Raw genomic sequence first — 18,655 nt, 5'->3', positions numbered from 1 at the left:
CTTTTATTGATTTTTAACGGATTGTAAAATTTCATTAAAAGCATCCCACACTTCCGGACTCTTTTTTAAATCATATCCCATTTCCTCACATTTTAGCTGAAAAACCTCTGTGGGCAACAATTCTTTAATCGATTTTGTGTTTTCTAATAATTCTTCAATTCCTTTATTTTTACGTCGATTTTTTAAGGATGTTTTTAAAATTTCAAAGGAATATTTTTCTGCTTCTTTTTTTAATTCATCAGTATTAATCGTGTTGTTTTCATTTAATACAATTTCTACCCAAGGTGTTAATTCAAAAGAATTTGAAATGATATTCGGGAATTGCTGAATGCATTCAGGCATTGTACCTGTAAGTTTTTGAAACTCTCTAAACCTAGGAATAACAACGTCATCAATTTTAGTAATTGCATTGTTTTCTAGTGTTAAAACAACAATTTTCTTATCGTAATTAATTTCACTAAAACTTAAAATGTGTGGAGAACCAGAATATTTTACGCGTTCGTTTCCTCCAATTATCTGAGGTCTGTGTAAATGTCCTAATGCAATATAATCGAAATAAGAAGGAAAATCATTCGCACCAATATGCCCTAAAGTACCGACGTAAATATTTTGCTCACTATCTGAAACCGAACCACCGGTTGCAAATAAATGGCCCATAGCAATTACCGGTGCATCTGAGGTATTTATAAGTTGAGATTGTGCTGCGGCAGCGTTGTAATGGTTAATTAATGCCGTTTTGTATTTGTCTGTTAATTCATCAAAAGATTCTCCTGCAACTGCGCGTCTAATATCGCCGTCACGCAAATAAGGGATTGCAGCAATAATTACTTTTTCGTTGTTTATATCGATTTCAAAAACTTCATCTTCCATATTTTCAGTTGCTTTTCCTACAACTTTTATAGAAAGTGCGTTTAAAATATGTTTTGGCGCATTTAAAGTACCTGCAGAATCGTGATTTCCACCAGTAATAATAATCGATTTACAAGTAGTGCCTTTTAACTTGATTAAAAAGCTATAGTACATTTCTAAGCTTTGGTTAGACGGAGAACCGGTGTCAAATACATCACCAGAAATTAATAATACATCAATTTGTTGGGTAATAATATAATTTTCTATCCAACTTAAAAACAAGGTTTGTTCTTCAAATTGAGAATTTTCATGCAAGCGATGGCCTAAATGCCAATCTGCAGTGTGAAGTACTTTCATTTCTTTTAGCTTTTTTTAGAACGACATATGCATCTCTTTTTTTCAAATAAATAGTTCTTTCAAATGAACTTTCCCTTTGGGCAATTTATTGGTTTTAAATTGGAACTTGCCAGATTAAAAACCAAAATTATTTATTTAGATTGCCATTTTTCATGGGAATGAAACTTTTAACGAAACCGAGGCAAAAGCTATTTTTTTACTTTTTCTACCAGTTCTAAATTAGTAAATGCTGTTTTCGTCGTAAAAACACCATAGTTAATTGTTACGGTTTTCTTGTCAATTCTATCAATAGTACCCACAGAATTAGAATCTTTAATACGCACTCTGTCGTTAATTTGATAATCGTATGCTGCTTTTTCTTGAGCTATTTTTACTTCTTCAATCTTTTTTTCCTTTCGAACTTCAACTACTTTTTGTAAAACTTCTTTTTCTACTTTTTGAATGACCTCTTGCATTTGTTTTTCAACAACTTTTGCTTTCTGTTTCTGAGATTTTGTTTTTGGCTCTAGCGGATTTTTCTTAGCATACTTCACCTTTTCATCCACCACCCATTTGTTAAAATTGGTATTTAATTCTTTCTTATTATTATTCTGAAAATACTTATTTAGAAATTCATTAATTTTTCTTCCTAAAGAAAGCATTCGTTGGTTGTTGTCATACAATTCTTGAAAACCAGCCAATTTAGACTGAATTTTATCTTCTTTTTCTTGTAAACTCTCTAAATGTTCTTGTCCTTTAGATTTTTGTTTTTCAAGATTATCAGAATTTCTTTGCAGTTTGGTTCTTTCTTTTTGCAGTTTAGAAATGGTTTTATCTAAACGAACTTTTTCTGTATCAACACGTTTTTTTGCTTTGTTAATTAGGCTAAACGGAATTCCGTTTTTTTGCGCCACTTCAAACGTGAAAGAACTACCTGCTTGTCCAATAAATAATTTGTACAAAGGTTCTAAAGAACGCTCATCGAACTGCATATTTGCATTGGTTACATTTTCTAATTCGTTTGCCAACACTTTTAAGTTAGAGTAGTGGGTTGTAATAATTCCGAAGGCTTTTTTCTCATAAAACTCTTCTAAGAAAATTTCTGCCAAGGCGCCACCTAATTCAGGATCTGAACCCGTACCAAATTCATCAATTAAAAACAAGGTCTTTTCATTACATCTTCGTAAAAAATTACGCATATTTTTTAGACGATAACTATACGTACTTAATTGATTTTCTATAGATTGATTGTCTCCAATGTCTGTTAAAATTGCATCGAAAATATAGGTTTGACTGCGTTCATCCACAGGAATTAAAACACCACTTTGCAACATTAATTGCAACAAACCTATGGTTTTTAAGGTGATACTTTTTCCACCCGCATTCGGACCAGAAATAACAATTATCTGTTGTTTCTCATTCAGTTCTATAGATTGAGAAATGGTTTTTATTTGCTGTGCATTATTTTTGCGCCATAAAATAGGATGTACCGCATTCTTAAAATAGATTCTTTTTTCTTTGGTTATCTTTGGTAAAATAGCGTTCATTTCTTTCGCATATTTCGCTTTTGCACCCACAACATCTGTATGTACTAAAAAGTCTAAATATTCTTCTAAAAGAGGAGTGAAAGGACGAATGGTTTCTGCCAATTTCCGTAAAATTTTAATAACTTCTTGCTTCTCTTCATATACTAAATTCTGAAATTCTCTGCTGTATGCCAACGTTGCTTGTGGTGCAATATAAACGATGTTTCCAGATCTAGAAGAGCCTAACAAACTACCTGCAACTTTTCTTCTGTGCATTGCAGTAACTGCCAAAACACGCTGATTGTCTACAACCGTTTCTTTAATATCATCTAAATAACCAGCACCAATAGAAGAGGAAAGTGCACTAGAAAAACTTGCACCAATTTTACCTCGGATGTTATTAATCTCTCTTCTAATTTGTTTTAAAGTAGTAGAAGCGTTGTTTTTTACTTCACCAGAAATATCGATAATTTTTTTAATTTCATCATCAACAAAAGTGGTAAATTCTATTTGTTGAGAAAGTTCGAAAAACGTAGGAAATTGCACTTTAAATTTCTTAAAAAACTTAATGAGTTCGTTTACTGTTAAAGAAGTAGTCGCAATTTTTAGAAAAGCAGCTGTTTCTATAAAACTATTTTCTATGGCCAAACGCTTTATGCTTTCTGTTACATTGTCGAACCCATGATTAGGAACTCTGTTCTCACTTTGAAAAGAAGACAAGTATTCATTTACCAAATGCAACTCTATAAAAAGTTGTTTTCTGCTAGGTATTGGCTGAATTTCTCGAACGGCTTCTTTACCTAAACCAGAAATACAATGTTCTGAAACATGTTGTAATACGGTGGCAAATTCTAAATCTTGTAATGTTTTTTCTGAAATATTTGTGCTCAATTTTTTAATTTTGATGTGTTACAAAAATAAGAAACAATAGAGCTAAAAATAGAGAATCGATAAAAAAATATTTATTGAAAGAAATTGTAAAAAATAGCTATAAAATTCTTGTTGATTAAGCTTGGGTAATTATTTAGAAATGAAAAATAATTGAAGTTATTTGGTTTCTAATATATTGTAAATGTTTCTTTTTAGAAGTAAAAGAAAACCCCATATCTCTTTAATATATAAAGTGATACGGAGTTTTAAAAAGGTACTGTTGTAAATTGTTATTCTACAATAATTTTAGAGGTCTTCTTAAAGTTATTTCCAACTGTTTTTATAATATAAAAACCTTTAGATAAATTACTTAAGTCAACTTTATTTTCTCCCTTTTGAATAACAAAACTTCTAATTTGTTTGCCATTAATGTCATATAAAATACTATTTGCTTTTTGTTGTGAAAATATATTTATATGCTCTTTTGCAGGATTTGGGTATACTAAAAATGATAGTTTCTGGCTTTCATTAGTAGTTGATAACACTTGTTTTCCTTTCACTTCTACTTCTCTAAGAACAAGTTCTTCTTTGTAATTACCGTATCTATCTAACATAGAAACTTTAAAGTATAAGGTTGCTATATAATTACAGTCTATACAATCTTTTGTAAAAGGTAAAGAAATTGCTAATTTTAAATTTCCAGTTTCTTTAAAACTAATGCCTTCTATATTCGAATAAGAAATCTCATTAAAAATGGTGTTTCCTTTATCATCATTTCCGTATACAGGCTGTTTTAGTTCCATCTCTTTATGAGAGATACTACTTTTTAAAGGGAGTATCGAAACTTTAGAATCAGTTTTTCCAACGCCATCAACAGCGTACTTAATATTAGAATATACTAAGTTTACTTTAAAGTCTGTAACAAAATCAGAATCTATTGTAAAAGTATAGTCATCTTCAACAATTATTACACCGGTATCTTCATATACTTGATATACAAAATCATTTAATACAAAAGGTCCAATACAACATGGTGGAGCTACAAGTTCACATACATCACCAATTCCGTTTCCATTTGCATCTTCTTGATTTGGGTTTGCAATGGTAGGGCAGTTGTCGCACATGTTTGGTATTCCATCATTATCTGCGTCTTCGCCAGTACAATCAGGTTCTGTTACACAGGGTTCACAAGCATCTCCAATACCATCTCCATCTGCATCTTCTTGATTAGGATTCGATTTGTCACAATTGTCACAAGCATCACCAACTCCATCTCCATCGGTATCTATATCTCCACAGGGTGCAGTATCACAAACGTCACCAATTCCATCTCCATCTGTATCCAATTGATCTTCGTTTTTAATTTTCGGACAATTATCACAATCATCAAAAACACCATCTTCGTCAGAATCTACAGTACCACATGGGTAAATTTCTTCACAAATGTCACCAATTCCATTTCCATCAGCATCTAATTGATCTGGGTTGACTATCTCTGGGCAATTATCACATAAATCGAAAATACCATCTCCGTCTGTATCTTTATCACCACAATTATTGATAGGATCACAAACATCACCAACACCATCTTGATCTGTGTCTAACTGATCTGGGTTTGCAATTTCTTTACAATTATCACAAGCATCACCCACACCATCGCCATCTGTATCTGTTTGCTCTGGGTTGTAGGTATTCGGACAATTGTCACAATTATCAGGAATTCCATCTTTATCAGAATCTTCACCTTCACATCTAGGATCACATACATCACCAATACCATCTCCATCTGTATCTAATTGATCTGGATTGAATTTATCTGGACAATTATCACATGCATCAGGAATTCCATCTTTATCAGAATCTTCACCTACACAATCAGGGTCACATACATCGCCAATACCATCACCATCAGTATCTAATTGATCTGGATTGTATCTTGTTGGGCAATTGTCACATTCATCTGGTATGCCATCCTTATCTCTATCCTCACCACCTTCACATTTAGGATCACAAACATCACCAATACCATTCCCATTAATATCTACTTGGTCTGGGTTGTATTCTTTAGGACAATTATCGCATTCATCAGCAATACCATCATTATCAAAATCTTCACCTTCACATTCAATTTTACAATCTGCAGCACAGAAATTATCTAAACTAATTACCTCTGAATTAGAACCATCATATTCAGATTCAAATAAGATCCCCGTAACACCAATAATTAATTGATTCCAAGCATTTACAGCAGCTGTTCCTGTTAATTGTGTAGTACTATTTGCTGCGTACAATTGCCAATTACCATAACTGTTAGTAGGAACTGTATTATTTGTGGCTTCATGAACGGGCAAGCAATAATTTTTCCACACATTATTTGGGAGTATAGCGTTTGCTGTATTGCCAACAAATACCGCTCTTAATCTTGTTGTTATTTGTGTGATAGAAGTAATCTGTAGACCAGTATAAATTGCTAGTTTAGGTGCGGTACCAATGGTATTACTTGTTGGGTCTTTATACTGAATTTTAAAATCGAAACACATACAGTTTCCTGGGTACTTATCAGTCCAATCTCCAGAAAAATCGTTATTATTTATAAGACTCGATTCTTTTTCGTTGTTTTTAAATGTTATATAATTTTGATGCACAGTATCGTTTTCAAAATCAAGACCTCCTAAATTATCGTTTATCCAATTTTCCTTTCTGAAATCATCATCGAAAGTAAAACAGTCATCTTCAGTTTCACAAGCGTCGCCAATACCATTTCCGTTTGTATCTATTTGATTTGGGTTGTTAGTGGTTAAACAATTATCACAAGCATCACCAACACCATCACCATCTGTATCTACTTGATCTGCATTATCAATACCAGGACAGTTGTCTCTAATTGTAACACAAACTGGGGCAGGGTTTAAAGAAATAGGAGCAATTCTATCGTACAAGTCTACACCCGTTAAAGTAAAGTTATTACAAATGTCACTATTATTTTGTGCATCTGTAGCTATTGTTACGGGGATGTCTATGTTGAATTCATCTCCATTTAAAAATATAAAACCAGTAGGTGATGTAAATGTTATTGTATTCGGTGTCGTATAATTTTCTGTAAAACCAGTAGGGAAACCTGCCAGTAAACTAGCAGAACCTGGTGTGTACGTTACATTTGGTAATGCGTCTGTTAATACCAAGTCTTTAAACTCTAAATTACCCACATTTTTCACATTTAACCTGTATAAAATATTTTGACCAGGTAATACATTAGGTGTGGTAGATGAGTTTGTCCAGGTAGTTCCATTGTCTATACTTTGTAACTTTATCACAGAAATACCTGCCAATGCTTTTACATTTACAACCGTATTATTAGAAGTGGTTGCATTTGTTAATTCATCTCCATTAACTGTAAAACTATTGTTGTAAACTCCTGGAGGAGCATTGTTATTAATTTTAACATCAAATTCTATATAGTTTTTTTCATAACCACTATTATTATTTGCATACGCAGGATTAAACCAAGAAAGGACACCACAATTTGGTCCAACCGAAGGAATTGTCCATGCTAGATTATTTCCAGACCCCGTATTTGTTACAGGCCAATTACTTAAATTACCAGAAATAGATGGGCTGCAACCTAAATTATTTGTTGGTGCAGTGCTCGAGTAATAACTTGCGTTACCTACATACGTAAAGTTAGGATCTAATACGTCGGATATTGTTACATTATTTAAAGCAGATGATCCATAATTGATAACGGCTAATTTATATCTTACAATATCTCCTGGGTTATAAAATTGATTATTTCCTAAGCAAACCTCTTTTTTAACGTAAATTTTAGGTCTAGATTCTTCTACTACAAAAGATCTATTTGTTGTTTTTTCAAAAAGAGTAGCGTTGTTTGCAAATACATAATCTACATCAGCAATATTATTAATTGTGGTAGTAGGAACTACATTGTTATTTATTTGAAAACCTACTTTTATTTGAAAATACTTCGATTGCCAAAGTACCGAGTTCATGGTAAACTTAATAGAAGTTGAAGGATTTGCATTTGGGACTCCACCAACAGAACTTATCGTTCCGTTTTGTAAAGAAGAAAAAGAAGTGGGTACCGCTCCGTCTAAAGAATAGCTACCAGATTGTGGTTGATTAGCAATCCATTTTACATAAGTTACTGTAATATTAGGTGGTAATTGATCTATAATTTCGTAATTCTGTATATTCTGACTTGTTGTAGAAGTATTTACAAAAGTAACTTGATATTCACCTGTACAACCAACACTTTTATTTGGCATGTTTAAGTTTTTATAAAAAGAAACCGTTGGAGGATTACAATTATTTGTTTGACAATATGTACTCGCTGTTACACAAGGTAAACTTGTGCCGGTTGGCGAGCTATCTGTATATGTATTGTTATTAATATCTAATGAAGGAAAGTTTGCAGTAACTTCTGCTACATTACCAAAACAAGTACCTAATGTTAAATTTGTAGGGTAGGTAACATCGATATCTACCGCTATATAACTATTACTTATACAAGCATCTAAAGATTTATTAGCATTTAAACTAATTGTATTACCTGTTAATGTTAAATCATTTACAGTAATGTTATTATTTCCAAATGTAGAAACAATATTTAAAGTAACATTTGAAGGTTGTGGAATATCTAAGATTTGAACATTGGTTAAATTTAAAATACCAGTATTCTTGTTTGGTGATTTTTCTATGATATAGACTCTAAATCTAGCTGTTCCACCAGGTGCAACAATCCAATTACCAGCAGCATCTTTTGAAGTTGGTGCAATAATTTGTTTTTTCACTTCCCAATTTAATTCAGCAATGGCCTCTACGTTTATAGAGTTTGTAGTTGCAGATTGTCCGTTAGATGCAATTGTAGCAGTATTATTAACAATTGTGCCATCTGGTGTTACACCACATTTAAAACGCACAGGTATTAAAACCTCTATGTATGTACTATTACCGTTAGAAGGAGACTGCAAACTAACTGTTACTAGATTTGTGTTACTAATACTAGGGCTAAGATTAGGTGCAATAAATGCTGGTATAGAAATATCTATATCTGTAGCATTACCAACTAAATCTAGTTCTGGTGGTAACTGGTCTGTTAGCGTAACAAGAGTTCCATCTCCATAGAGTGTTACATGAAGTTTGTAGTTAAATATAGCCCCTGTTTCTATAGAATCTATAGAAGCAGATTTATACATTGAGTTATTACCAACTATAACAGTATTAGATATATTGGTTTGTGCATTTGTGCTAAAAATAGCCATAAAAAGTAAGGCTAAAAAAGTACCTTTACATTGGCATAATTTTTTAATTCGATAATATAGGTAGTTGTCTATCATAATAATTATTTAAAGTTCGATCAAAGTTAGTTGTACCTTTTAAAAAAAAGCAGAGGATAAACACTGTTATTTCAGAAGAAAAACACAGATAGTTTTATTTTTTATTATATTTAAGGATAAAAAAAAAATAGATACTCGTTTAATTTTAAGAAACTTAAGGTTGATGTAAGAAGTATAATTAATATGAGGTTTTCTATGAAAGCATTATCATTTTCATTGGCGGAATAGTCTTTTAAAAATAACTATCAAATTTTTGAATAATTGCTATGGCATCCATTAAAAAAGCAACACCCATGTGAATAATTATTCCGCCAATAATTGAACGACTGTATAAAGAGACAACTCCCAAGATATACCCACCAAAAGCAGAACCTATAATTTCTCCAGTAGGTTTTCCAATATGGAAAAAGACATACAAAGCCACCATTGGTAGAATTGCTTTTGAGCCCAAAGTTTTTACCATTCCAAGAATAAGAAAACCTCTAAAAAACCATTCAATAGAAATAAAATCAAATAAGTAAATGGGTTCATAAATTACCAAAGCAAGCCATTTATTTATAAAGGAACCTGTGCTGCCAATTGAAGGGTATTGTTTTAAAAAACTGGGTTGAAATGAGGCAATAATAATGAACGGAAATACAATTAACAGTAATAGAAGGTATGGTTTCCATTGGGTGTTTTTAATTGAAAATCCATAAAAGTTTTTATTAACCTTCTCAAATAGAGCATAAAACAATAGAATTCCGAAAGAAAATATGATAAATCGAATACTTCTTGAAATAACTTTTATATAAAAAAATATTTTTTGAGGTGCTATGTTTTCTTTTACCCAACCATAATGATCTAAAAAACTAAATCGAATGCTAACCAATATAATTGCAAATATACTTGTAAACCAAAAAGAGAAAGATCTTAAAAAAAGATAATCAGATTTTGTGATTGCAATTATTAAAATTGATGAGTAGTAAGCAAAACCAAAAAACAAAAAATAGTACCCATAAAGGAATGGAGAGTTTAGATGGTTCTTTAGGAAAACTTCAGGAATATGTGTTGTATGATTTACATAGATAAGAATTCCTAAATATAAAATAAATAAAAAATAGGTAGTTGTTTTGTAGTCTTGCGAAAAATGTTTTTTTAGATAAGATAGAATGGTTACCATTTAGAACAGAAGGCTAAAACGAGTGTTAGTAGTAACACTCGTTTATTTATTTATTAGAATTAATTCGTAGCAGAAAAATTAAAATAGATCTTAGGGATACCGTTATTAGCAACAGGACCGCCACCAGAACTTGAACTATCTACAAAATTAGAACTCAAGAATGTAATATTCCCGCTAGTATACGGAAATGTAGCAGAAGCTGTATGTCCCAAAGAATTATTTAAACCATCTCCACCAGTTCTTCTTATGGTGTAATTTACCCCTGGTACTATTGCATAAGGAGCGCCAAGAGTTATATACTCTATAGTGGAATTAGAAAATGTACTGTTAACAGAAGGACCGCTCACAATTTCTATTTTATAACTTACAGCACTATTATCTACCGAATAAGGTGTGGTTTGTGCAAAACTCTGATATCCCATTGCACAAATATTTCCAGCTACATTGGTGGTAAATACATACTCATGCACTTGTAAGTCCATAGATTTGTTGCTTAAACTAGAAAGCGCATCTTCTATTGTAGTATTTGCATCATCGCAAGCACCTGCTTGAGGTGTAGGTGATAAGCCATCTCCACAGCTAGAACCTATAATAAATATAGCTCCAATTAATAATAAAAATGGTACAGTTTTTTTTAAAAAAGTTTTCATAGATTTAGATTTAAATAGTTATTATTTTTGAATTTGATTGTCTATTAGGTGTATTATGATTTGTTGATGCCTACTTTATCTTCAAAATTTCGCTTATACAGTTTTAAGGTATTTAAGTTTAATATTGAATAATATTTATTTGCTGCCTAATAAAACAAACTGACTGTTATTTGATCTCTATAATGCATGGTGCTTAGAATATTTTTATGATTGGGCATCTTTTTTGTTTCCTCATTTTTATAGATTAATTTTATAGTATCTAAATTAGTCCTTGTCACTTAAGAAGTAATAGTTGGGTGTTTAATATATACTGGTGTTCCCTTTCTCAAAAAAGTATTTTTTGATACTAATTCCATTTATCATTGATTAATTCATGCGCTCTAGGATTACTTGTTAGTATAATTTGTTGCCTATTAGACTAGTGCAATTGGGAGTAAATATTTCATTTATAACCTCACTTGCAAAAGCATAAACACTATCGTTTTTGATATAACCTAATTTAGATATTTTGGATAAATATCTGATAGGTAAGCCATCCTTTACCGTAATATTTGTGTATTGTTGAGAATATGAAAAGCTCCATAACATAATTATAAATAAAGTGATATGAAGCTTTAACATTGGTTGTTTTAATTTCTTTTTAATATGCTTTTGGGTTACCAATTTACATTAACTTTTTTTAGAAGATGGTTTGTACTATTTTTAACATCCTCAATTTGTAAAAGTGTAAAGAGCTTCCATTATCTTAGTCTATTACGTGTTATCTTTCCCATCACAATTACTATCTATTTTATCATCTAAAAACTCTCTGGTATAAGGATGAATTTTTTCATCAGTATCATCACAATCTAAATTATTGGTAACACCTTCTGCAGGAGTAGCTTTTTGTGAGCCATATCCATCGCCATCTTCATCTATATAATATTCAACAATATCTATAATTCCGTCGCAATTATCATCTATTCCGTTTTTTTCTATTTCTACAGCTTTTGGATGTATTTCGGCATTATCATCGTTACAATCTCCGGCAAACCAAGAAAAATTATCTGGAGCAGTAGTATTGTTGTCAATTTCAATAATAATCGGAGTTTCGCTACCAAAACCATCTCCATCTTTATCCGAATAAAACGTGTAAGCAAATTTTCCGTTACAATCTTCATCTATATCATTATCGGGTATTTCTGTTGCACCAGGATAGACGTCAGCATTTGTATCATCGCAATCAGTATCATTTTCTACATATCCTTCTGGTTGTTCTTGTTCCATTACAGCAGTACCTGCCAAACCATATCCATCACCATCTGCATCTTTATGCCATACATATTCTTTTAAATCAGGAATTCCAGAACAACCTGCTCCAATAATAAAAATAGCAGTTATTAAAAGTGCTATTGGTATAAATGTGTTTACAATTAATTTTTTCATAATTTTTGTTTAAATGGTTATTGTTTTTGAATTTAATTTGAGATATAAATAAGCTGTTATGCTTATTAAGATAAATGCTATAAATTGAGAGTGAGATATATAGTCTTGCATAATAAAACCTCTATTATCACCTCTAAAAATCTCTAATACACTTCTAGCTATTGCATATAATATTACGTAAGAAAGAAATATTTGTCCATTAAATTGTTTGTTTCTTTTAATGACAAAAAGTAAACTCATAATAAATAGAATAGAAAAGACTTCATATAATTGAGTAGGATGTACGGTAATAGAGTTTGTGGTTGGAAAACTAATTCCAAAATAAGAGCTTGTAGGCTTGCCGTAACAACATCCTGCAAAAAAGCAACCGATTCTACCTATGACGTGAACGATGGTAGTGGTGATAGCTAAAATATCGAGTAAAGGTAAAATGGCAATTTTATGTTTTTTTAAGTACCAAATAATTACGGCTATTGTACAAATAAATGAACCATAAAAAACAAATCCACCAGAAAAAATGTCTAATATACTTTTAGGATTTTGTGTATAATAAGCGGGTTTCTCAAAAAATAAAAATAGTTTTCCACCAATAAAACCAGCAATAAAAATTAGGTAGAAGAAGTAATTTGGTAAAACTATTTTCAATGTTTTTTTAGCCTGCCATTTCGTATATAAAACGGCTATTAAAGTACCGAAAGTAATACAAAAGGCATAGGTGTAAATTGTTATATTTTGAAATTCTAATAGTTTTGGATACATTTTTTTATTTATTAAGACTCTTTCTTCTCTAATATCAAACCTCCTGTAATTGGTTTTGTTGATGCTATGGATACCTTATTTATAATAATCTGTTTTTATCTTAGCAGAATAATTTAATAATTTTTTTTTAAATTAAGTATAAGTCATGTTTACAAATTTGAATACAACTAAACTTTATAAAAAAATGCCATTGAATTCATCATAGCTTAATCAGTTCCATCTTATAAGGTTTTATTCAAAGTTAGTTGTATAATTCAAAATAAAAAAGAGGTAAAACACTGTTTTATTTGAAGTTTAAGTAAAATTAAAGCCCTTTTTTATAAAGATAACTCAGGTTTTATGTTTAACATTTAATTATTGCTATTTAAAAAGTATTTTTGCAATCAGAATAAAAGATAAAAATGACCTTAAATAATAGCTGGAAAGAGATTTTACAACCAGAGTTTGATAAAACTTATTTTAAAGAATTAACAAGCTTTGTAATATCAGAATATGAAAATCACCAATGCTTTCCTAAAAAAGAAGCTATTTTTGCTGCATTTAATTGCTGTTCTTTTGAAGATCTAAAAGTGGTCATTATTGGTCAAGATCCTTATCATGATCAAGATCAAGCAAACGGTTTGTGTTTTTCTGTTAAAGACGGAATGAAGCATCCGCCGTCTTTAAAGAATATTTTTAAAGAAATTGCTGCGGATTTAGGTATAGAAATTCCGCAAAGCGGGAATTTAAAAACATGGGCAAAACAAGGCGTTTTATTATTAAATGCGACCTTAACGGTAAGAGCTCATGAAGCAGGAAGTCATCAGAAAAAAGGGTGGGAAATATTTACCGATGAAGTTATTAAAAAGGTTTCGGACGAAAAAGAAAATGTTGTCTTTTTACTTTGGGGAAAATTTGCAGAAAGTAAAACTAAACTTATAAATACGGATAAACACACTCTTTTTATAGCTCCGCATCCATCTCCGTTAGGTGCTTGGAGAGGATGGTTTGAAAGTAAACATTTTTCTAAAACGAATACTTTTTTAGAAGGAATAGGAGAGAAGCCGATTGAATGGTAAGATTTGTCATTTCGACGATAGGAGTAATCTAATTTATGTCATTAATTATTTTAATGAGATTGCTACGTTCCTCAAAATAACGCCTAAAAAAATCCGCTTAAAAGCGGATTCACTGAATTTGAAATTAAGAAACAGAGAGATTATAACACATCTATCTGTTTTAATGTTGTTTGATTGGTTGTTGATGCATCTGCTAAACCACAAGATTTAGAAGAGCTTCTACAAGAAGAGAAACAAATGCTTCCTACGATACAAATTACAACAAATACTGCTTTTTTCATTGATAAAGGATTTTAAGGTTTAAATGTACATGTTTTTTATGAACTCACCTGAATTTTTCTTCTCTTCTATAACGTTAAAACGAACCATTTTATTTTGAATTTGTGTAATTAAATTTTCAGTAATTGGTTGTCCATCATTCCATTCGGTGATTTTTAACCATTTCTGAATGTCTTCTAACTTTTGCTCGTATCTTTTTGCTAGAATTTTATCAATATTTTTTATGTTTTTAAAGTCTGTAGTTTGTTCATTTATAATGTCTAAGACTTTTTTTACTTCATTATAATTATTTTCTAGCACCTCATTTCTTACAGCAACTACAAAACATGGCCAAGGTGTAGGGCAATCTCCAATTCTTCTAAAAGTACCGTTATCTACCAAAGGTTTTGTGGTAAAATGTTCCCACATAAAATAATCTGCCTCTCCGTTTGTTAACGCATCAATTCCTCCTTGTAAATTACCAATTACTTTAAATTTGAGGTTTTCTACATTCCAACCTTGGTTAAAAGCGTTTACAATTGCCATTAAATGAGACCCAGAACCAAATCTACTAATTGCAATTGTAGCGTGTTCTAAATTATCAATAGTTTTAAATTTTGATTTTTCACCTACATGAATTCCCCAAATTAAAGGGGTTTCAACAAAAGTTTGTACAATTTTAGACGGGTTTCCATCCGCAATATCTTTAATGATTCCTTCTGTTAAAACAATCGCAATATCAACTTCTCCAGAACGCAGCGATTTACACATTTCACCCGTTCCGCCAGGGTAATCTTGCCATCTAAGATTGATGTTTTCTTTTGTATAATCCTTATTTTTTAGGGTTAAATACCACGGATAATTAAAATGTTCTGGTACGCCACCAACTTTTAAGCTCGTCATCTATTCTATTAATTTATTCAACGAATATTCAATTAAATCTTCTACAACTTTCTTGTAATCTTTGCTAAAAGTACCATTTGCTCTGTTTGCAATAATGGCATTCATAGAAACTGCATTGTGGCCTAATAGTTTAGATAAACCATAAATTGCCGATGTTTCCATTTCTAAATTGGTAATTCTATTTCCGTTAAAATTAAAAGAATCTATTTTATTATTTATATGAGCATCTTGCAAAGACAAGCGTAAAACTCTTCCTTGTGGTCCGTAAAAACCACCTGCAGTCGCTGTAATTCCTTTTACAATTTTTTCTGAATCTAGTTTTTCTGCTAATTCACTACTACTTTCAATCAAAATAGGGGCAGATTTTTTAGCACTCCAATTGGTGTGTTTTACAAAAGCATTTTCAATTTCAGTATTTGAAATATTTTCAATTTGATAGGAGTGTAGCATGCCATTTAAATCTAAAGCATGAGAACTCATTAAAAAAGAATCTACCGGAATGTCTTTTTGTAAAGAACCAGAAGTACCAATTCTTACAATATTTAAAGCTGTTAATTTTGTTTTTGGTTGTCTTGTCTCTAAATCGATATTCACAAGCGCATCTAATTCATTTAAAACAATATCGATATTATCTGGCCCAATACCTGTAGAAATTACAGACAATCTTTTACCTTTATAGATACCAGTAGACGTTTTAAACTCTCTTTTTTGAGTTGTAAATTCTACAGAATCAAACCTATCTGTAATTTTATCTACTCTATCCTGGTCGCCAACAAAAATAATATCATTCGCTATATTTTTTGGTTTTAAATTCAGGTGATAAATGCTACCATCGGGATTTAAAATTAATTCAGATTGTTGTATGTTCATAATTATTTTTTATCCTCCAACTCTTTTTACCTTAAAACCTTTATCTGTAAGCATTTTCATGATTTTATCTCTAAAATCTCCTTGAATAATAATTTTATCATCTTTAAAACTACCACCAACAGAAAGTTTGGTTTTAATTTCTTTTGCTAAAATTTTAAAATCGGAAGTTGCACCAGTATATCCTTCTAAAATAGTAATTGGTTTTCCTTTTCGTTTTTCATATTTACAGAGAATAGGATCTTCTTGTAACCAAATATTAGATTTCTCTTTTACCGGTTCAATTTTTTCCTCATGTTCTGGAAATAAATTTTTTAATTGATCTTTAAAATCCATTTTTCAATTGTCAATTATCATTAAATAATTATCAGTAACTGATTAATAATAACTATTTATTGATCATTATATTATTTTTTCAATCCTAATTCCTTCAAACGTTCGTCTAAAAATTCGCCCGCAGTAATATCTTCAAATTGCTTCGGATTTTCTGCATCTATACAATTTTCTAAAACATCTAATTTCATTTCTGATATTGGGTGCATAAAAAACGGAATCGAATAACGAGAAGTTCCCCACATTTCTTTTGGCGGATTTACAACTCTATGAATAGTCGATTTCAATTTGTTATTACTATGTCTAGATAACATATCGCCAACATTTATCATAATTTCATCTGGTGCTGCCATAGCATCTATCCAATCTCCATTGTTATTCTGAACTTGCAAACCTTTTCCTTGTGCGCCCATTAATAAAGTAATTAAATTAATGTCTCCATGCGCCGCAGCTCTTTCTGCTCCTTTTGGTTCTGTTTTAATTGGCGGATAGTGAATAGGACGTAAAATACTATTTCCATTTTTAATATAATTGTCGAAATAAGTTTCTTCTAAATCTAAGTGCAATGCTAAAGAGCGCAACACATATTTAGCTGTTTTTTCTAACATTTTATAGGTTTGTTTTCCAACTTCGTTAAACTTCGGAAGTTCCTCTACAAGTACATTATCTGGATATTCTTTGGCTCTTTCTGCATCATCTTCTACATATTGGCCAAAGTGCCAAAACTCCTTTAAGTCTGCTTCTTTTTTACCCTTAGCAGCTTCTTTACCAAAAGAAACATAGCCTCTTTGGCCACCAATTCCTGGTATTTCATATTTCTCTTTTGTTTCAACTGGTAAGTCAAAAAAGTTTTTTATTTCGCTATATAAATCCGTGACTAATGTATCGTCTAAAAAATGACCTTTTAAAGCCACAAAACCTATGTTTTCATAAGCGTGACCAATTTCATCTATAAATTTTTGCTTTCTACTTTTATCTTCAGATAAAAAATCTGCTAAGTTTACACTTGGTATTTTATTCATTTTTGTAGTTTTTTATTAAAAACAATGCTTAAAGTTACTAAAAAAAACAGCAACTACTGTAGTGTTTTTATTTTTTTGAAAACGGAATTAAGTAGCTTAAGGTATAATTAAAGCCAAAACCGGTATTGCTTTCAAAAATTCTATTAAATCCTGGAGAAAATAAAGTTTTAAAATCTTCTTGGTCTTTTACGCTCATTAAAACTTTGTAAGAAACACTAAAGCTAACATATAAATTCTTAAAAGTTTCTGCTTTTACGCCTAACATTAATTCAGACCAGTGTGCATTTAAATTAGTTGCAGTGCTAGATGTTGTATTCATATCTGCAAGAAAATAATTCCCATTTTCTGCGTCTGAAACATTGGGTGTATAACTGTTTAAAGTTTGATCAAAAAGACTAAAACCATATCTATATCCTACAAAAACCTCGTTATTCATGTCTAACCAGTTTTTGTAAGCATTATAATTTACGCCCAAACGAATGTAACTTCCTTTAGCGGTAGAATTGGTATAATCTTCTGCACTTGTTTCTTCTTCATACCCAACTTCTGCTGCAATGTAAAAGTTCTTCTTAATTCTATAGTCACCAACAATTTCAAAACCACTGTAAGCACCATCAATAAGAGATTTTATAGGCTTACTAATATCTACTCCTAAACGAAAACCGTAATTGGTTTTATAGACAATACTGTCTTTTTCTGTGTTTAATATGGTGTCTCTTTTTTGTTCTTGAGAAAAACTTTCAGCAAAAACAAAAAGAAAACAGATGCTAATGAAATATTTGTACATGTGCTGTGGTTTGATCATCAAGATTCGTAATCGTTGTTGGTGTAAAATCTGTTATCCAAGAACTTGTGCTTGAAGAAAATGCTACATTTTTAAAAATAATTTTGAAACCACAAGAACGAGAAACATATTCTTCTTCTGTATCATATTTAATCGTAAACGTTGCAATTTCATTAGTTGAAGTTGCGCCATCCGTATCATTTTTCTTTAAGGTATAAACCGTCTCTGTTGTTAAAGAATTTAATGGAATTGAAATACTATTTTTACCACTTTGATTTGTAAATAGGCTATCTGTTTTACCTTCAGCTATTATAGAGAAACGTTGTACTTTTTTTAAAGTTTCTCTATTGGTATCATCGTAAAAATCTATTTTTAATTTTGATGTAACAGGGTTCTTTACACAGAAATCGTCTTTTTCACAAGCGGTAAAAAAGGCAAGTAAAAGCAGTAAAAATGGAATTATTTTCTTCACAAGTTAAATATAATAATTAGATAGTTT

15 protein-coding genes are annotated in these 18,655 nt (G+C 30.9%); 1 reads left to right on the top strand and 14 read right to left on the bottom strand.

What is annotated here, in order from left to right; translation table 11 throughout:
- Positions 1 to 3: 3 nt before the first annotated feature.
- From sbcD to ES045_RS04690, 7 genes are all read right to left on the bottom strand, one after another.
- A complete protein-coding gene (gene sbcD / locus ES045_RS04720) occupies positions 4 to 1,206 on the bottom strand; it encodes an exonuclease subunit SbcD (RefSeq protein ID WP_147113163.1) in 1,203 nt (400 codons plus the stop codon).
- A 188-nt stretch (positions 1,207 to 1,394) separates the two neighbouring features.
- A complete protein-coding gene (locus ES045_RS04715) occupies positions 1,395 to 3,602 on the bottom strand; it encodes an endonuclease MutS2 (RefSeq protein ID WP_147113160.1) in 2,208 nt (735 codons plus the stop codon).
- A 269-nt stretch (positions 3,603 to 3,871) separates the two neighbouring features.
- Positions 3,872 to 8,935, bottom strand: coding sequence for a thrombospondin type 3 repeat-containing protein (locus ES045_RS04710; RefSeq protein WP_147113155.1), 5,064 nt, complete (start codon positions 8,933 to 8,935; stop codon positions 3,872 to 3,874).
- 232 nt (positions 8,936 to 9,167) lie between these two features.
- On the bottom strand, positions 9,168 to 9,806 hold the full coding sequence (locus ES045_RS04705; RefSeq protein ID WP_189663031.1) for a type II CAAX prenyl endopeptidase Rce1 family protein: 639 nt from the start codon (positions 9,804 to 9,806) through the stop codon (positions 9,168 to 9,170).
- A gap of 350 nt (positions 9,807 to 10,156) precedes the next feature.
- Positions 10,157 to 10,747: a hypothetical protein gene (locus tag ES045_RS04700; protein WP_147113149.1), complete on the bottom strand. Its 591-nt coding sequence runs from the start codon at positions 10,745 to 10,747 to the stop codon at positions 10,157 to 10,159.
- A gap of 753 nt (positions 10,748 to 11,500) precedes the next feature.
- Positions 11,501 to 12,172, bottom strand: coding sequence for a putative metal-binding motif-containing protein (locus tag ES045_RS04695; RefSeq protein WP_147113146.1), 672 nt, complete (start codon positions 12,170 to 12,172; stop codon positions 11,501 to 11,503).
- A 9-nt stretch (positions 12,173 to 12,181) separates the two neighbouring features.
- Complete coding sequence (locus ES045_RS04690; protein ID WP_147113143.1) at positions 12,182 to 12,931, bottom strand: prolipoprotein diacylglyceryl transferase; 750 nt, start codon at positions 12,929 to 12,931, stop codon at positions 12,182 to 12,184.
- 395 nt (positions 12,932 to 13,326) lie between these two features.
- Between ES045_RS04690 and ES045_RS04685 the strand changes: the two genes are divergently transcribed.
- On the top strand, positions 13,327 to 13,989 hold the full coding sequence (locus ES045_RS04685) for a uracil-DNA glycosylase (protein WP_147113140.1): 663 nt from the start codon (positions 13,327 to 13,329) through the stop codon (positions 13,987 to 13,989).
- Between the two features lie 140 nt (positions 13,990 to 14,129).
- On the opposite strand, the gene ES045_RS16325 is transcribed toward ES045_RS04685, so the two are convergent.
- The 7 genes from ES045_RS16325 to ES045_RS04655 all read right to left on the bottom strand — a co-directional run bounded on the left by ES045_RS16325 (position 14,130) and on the right by ES045_RS04655 (position 18,628).
- Positions 14,130 to 14,270: a hypothetical protein gene (locus tag ES045_RS16325; RefSeq protein ID WP_189663030.1), complete on the bottom strand. Its 141-nt coding sequence runs from the start codon at positions 14,268 to 14,270 to the stop codon at positions 14,130 to 14,132.
- Between the two features lie 19 nt (positions 14,271 to 14,289).
- Positions 14,290 to 15,150 carry a substrate-binding domain-containing protein gene (locus tag ES045_RS04680; protein ID WP_147113137.1) on the bottom strand — a complete coding sequence of 287 codons (861 nt, stop codon included), beginning with the start codon at positions 15,148 to 15,150 and terminating at the stop codon, positions 14,290 to 14,292.
- Positions 15,151 to 16,020: a nucleoside phosphorylase gene (locus ES045_RS04675; protein WP_147113134.1), complete on the bottom strand. Its 870-nt coding sequence runs from the start codon at positions 16,018 to 16,020 to the stop codon at positions 15,151 to 15,153.
- A gap of 9 nt (positions 16,021 to 16,029) precedes the next feature.
- A complete protein-coding gene (locus ES045_RS04670) occupies positions 16,030 to 16,353 on the bottom strand; it encodes a translation initiation factor (protein WP_147113131.1) in 324 nt (107 codons plus the stop codon).
- A 71-nt stretch (positions 16,354 to 16,424) separates the two neighbouring features.
- Entirely contained in the window at positions 16,425 to 17,372 is a 948-nt protein-coding gene (locus tag ES045_RS04665) for an isopenicillin N synthase family dioxygenase (RefSeq protein ID WP_147113128.1), read from the bottom strand.
- 67 nt (positions 17,373 to 17,439) lie between these two features.
- The gene (locus tag ES045_RS04660; protein ID WP_147113125.1) at positions 17,440 to 18,159 is read right to left on the bottom strand and encodes a DUF6048 family protein; all 720 of its coding nucleotides are present in this window, start codon (positions 18,157 to 18,159) and stop codon (positions 17,440 to 17,442) included.
- The gene (locus tag ES045_RS04655) at positions 18,140 to 18,628 is read right to left on the bottom strand and encodes a DUF6452 family protein (protein WP_147113122.1); all 489 of its coding nucleotides are present in this window, start codon (positions 18,626 to 18,628) and stop codon (positions 18,140 to 18,142) included. The genes ES045_RS04660 and ES045_RS04655 overlap by 20 nt, the downstream gene beginning before the upstream one ends.
- Positions 18,629 to 18,655 lie beyond the last annotated feature (27 nt).

Origin of the sequence: Polaribacter sp. IC073 (assembly GCF_007997075.1) — a bacterium.
Taxonomy (GTDB): Bacteria; Bacteroidota; Bacteroidia; order Flavobacteriales; family Flavobacteriaceae; genus Polaribacter.
The sequence above is the reverse complement of the archived record's forward strand: the minus strand, read 5'-3'. Positions and strand labels throughout refer to the sequence as shown.

Excerpts from the sequence above, each read along its gene's own strand:
- sbcD (WP_147113163.1), bottom strand. The coding sequence starts at position 1,206 with ATGAAAGTACTTCACACTGCAGATTGGCATTTAGGCCATCGCTTGCAT.
- ES045_RS04710 (WP_147113155.1), bottom strand. The coding sequence starts at position 8,935 with ATGATAGACAACTACCTATATTATCGAATTAAAAAATTATGCCAATGT.
- ES045_RS04700 (WP_147113149.1), bottom strand. The coding sequence starts at position 10,747 with ATGAAAACTTTTTTAAAAAAAACTGTACCATTTTTATTATTAATTGGA.
- ES045_RS04695 (WP_147113146.1), bottom strand. The coding sequence starts at position 12,172 with ATGAAAAAATTAATTGTAAACACATTTATACCAATAGCACTTTTAATA.
- ES045_RS04690 (WP_147113143.1), bottom strand. The coding sequence starts at position 12,931 with ATGTATCCAAAACTATTAGAATTTCAAAATATAACAATTTACACCTAT.
- ES045_RS16325 (WP_189663030.1), bottom strand. The coding sequence starts at position 14,270 with ATGAAAAAAGCAGTATTTGTTGTAATTTGTATCGTAGGAAGCATTTGT.
- ES045_RS04680 (WP_147113137.1), bottom strand. The coding sequence starts at position 15,150 with ATGACGAGCTTAAAAGTTGGTGGCGTACCAGAACATTTTAATTATCCG.
- ES045_RS04675 (WP_147113134.1), bottom strand. The coding sequence starts at position 16,020 with ATGAACATACAACAATCTGAATTAATTTTAAATCCCGATGGTAGCATT.
- ES045_RS04670 (WP_147113131.1), bottom strand. The coding sequence starts at position 16,353 with ATGGATTTTAAAGATCAATTAAAAAATTTATTTCCAGAACATGAGGAA.
- ES045_RS04665 (WP_147113128.1), bottom strand. The coding sequence starts at position 17,372 with ATGAATAAAATACCAAGTGTAAACTTAGCAGATTTTTTATCTGAAGAT.
- ES045_RS04660 (WP_147113125.1), bottom strand. The coding sequence starts at position 18,159 with ATGTACAAATATTTCATTAGCATCTGTTTTCTTTTTGTTTTTGCTGAA.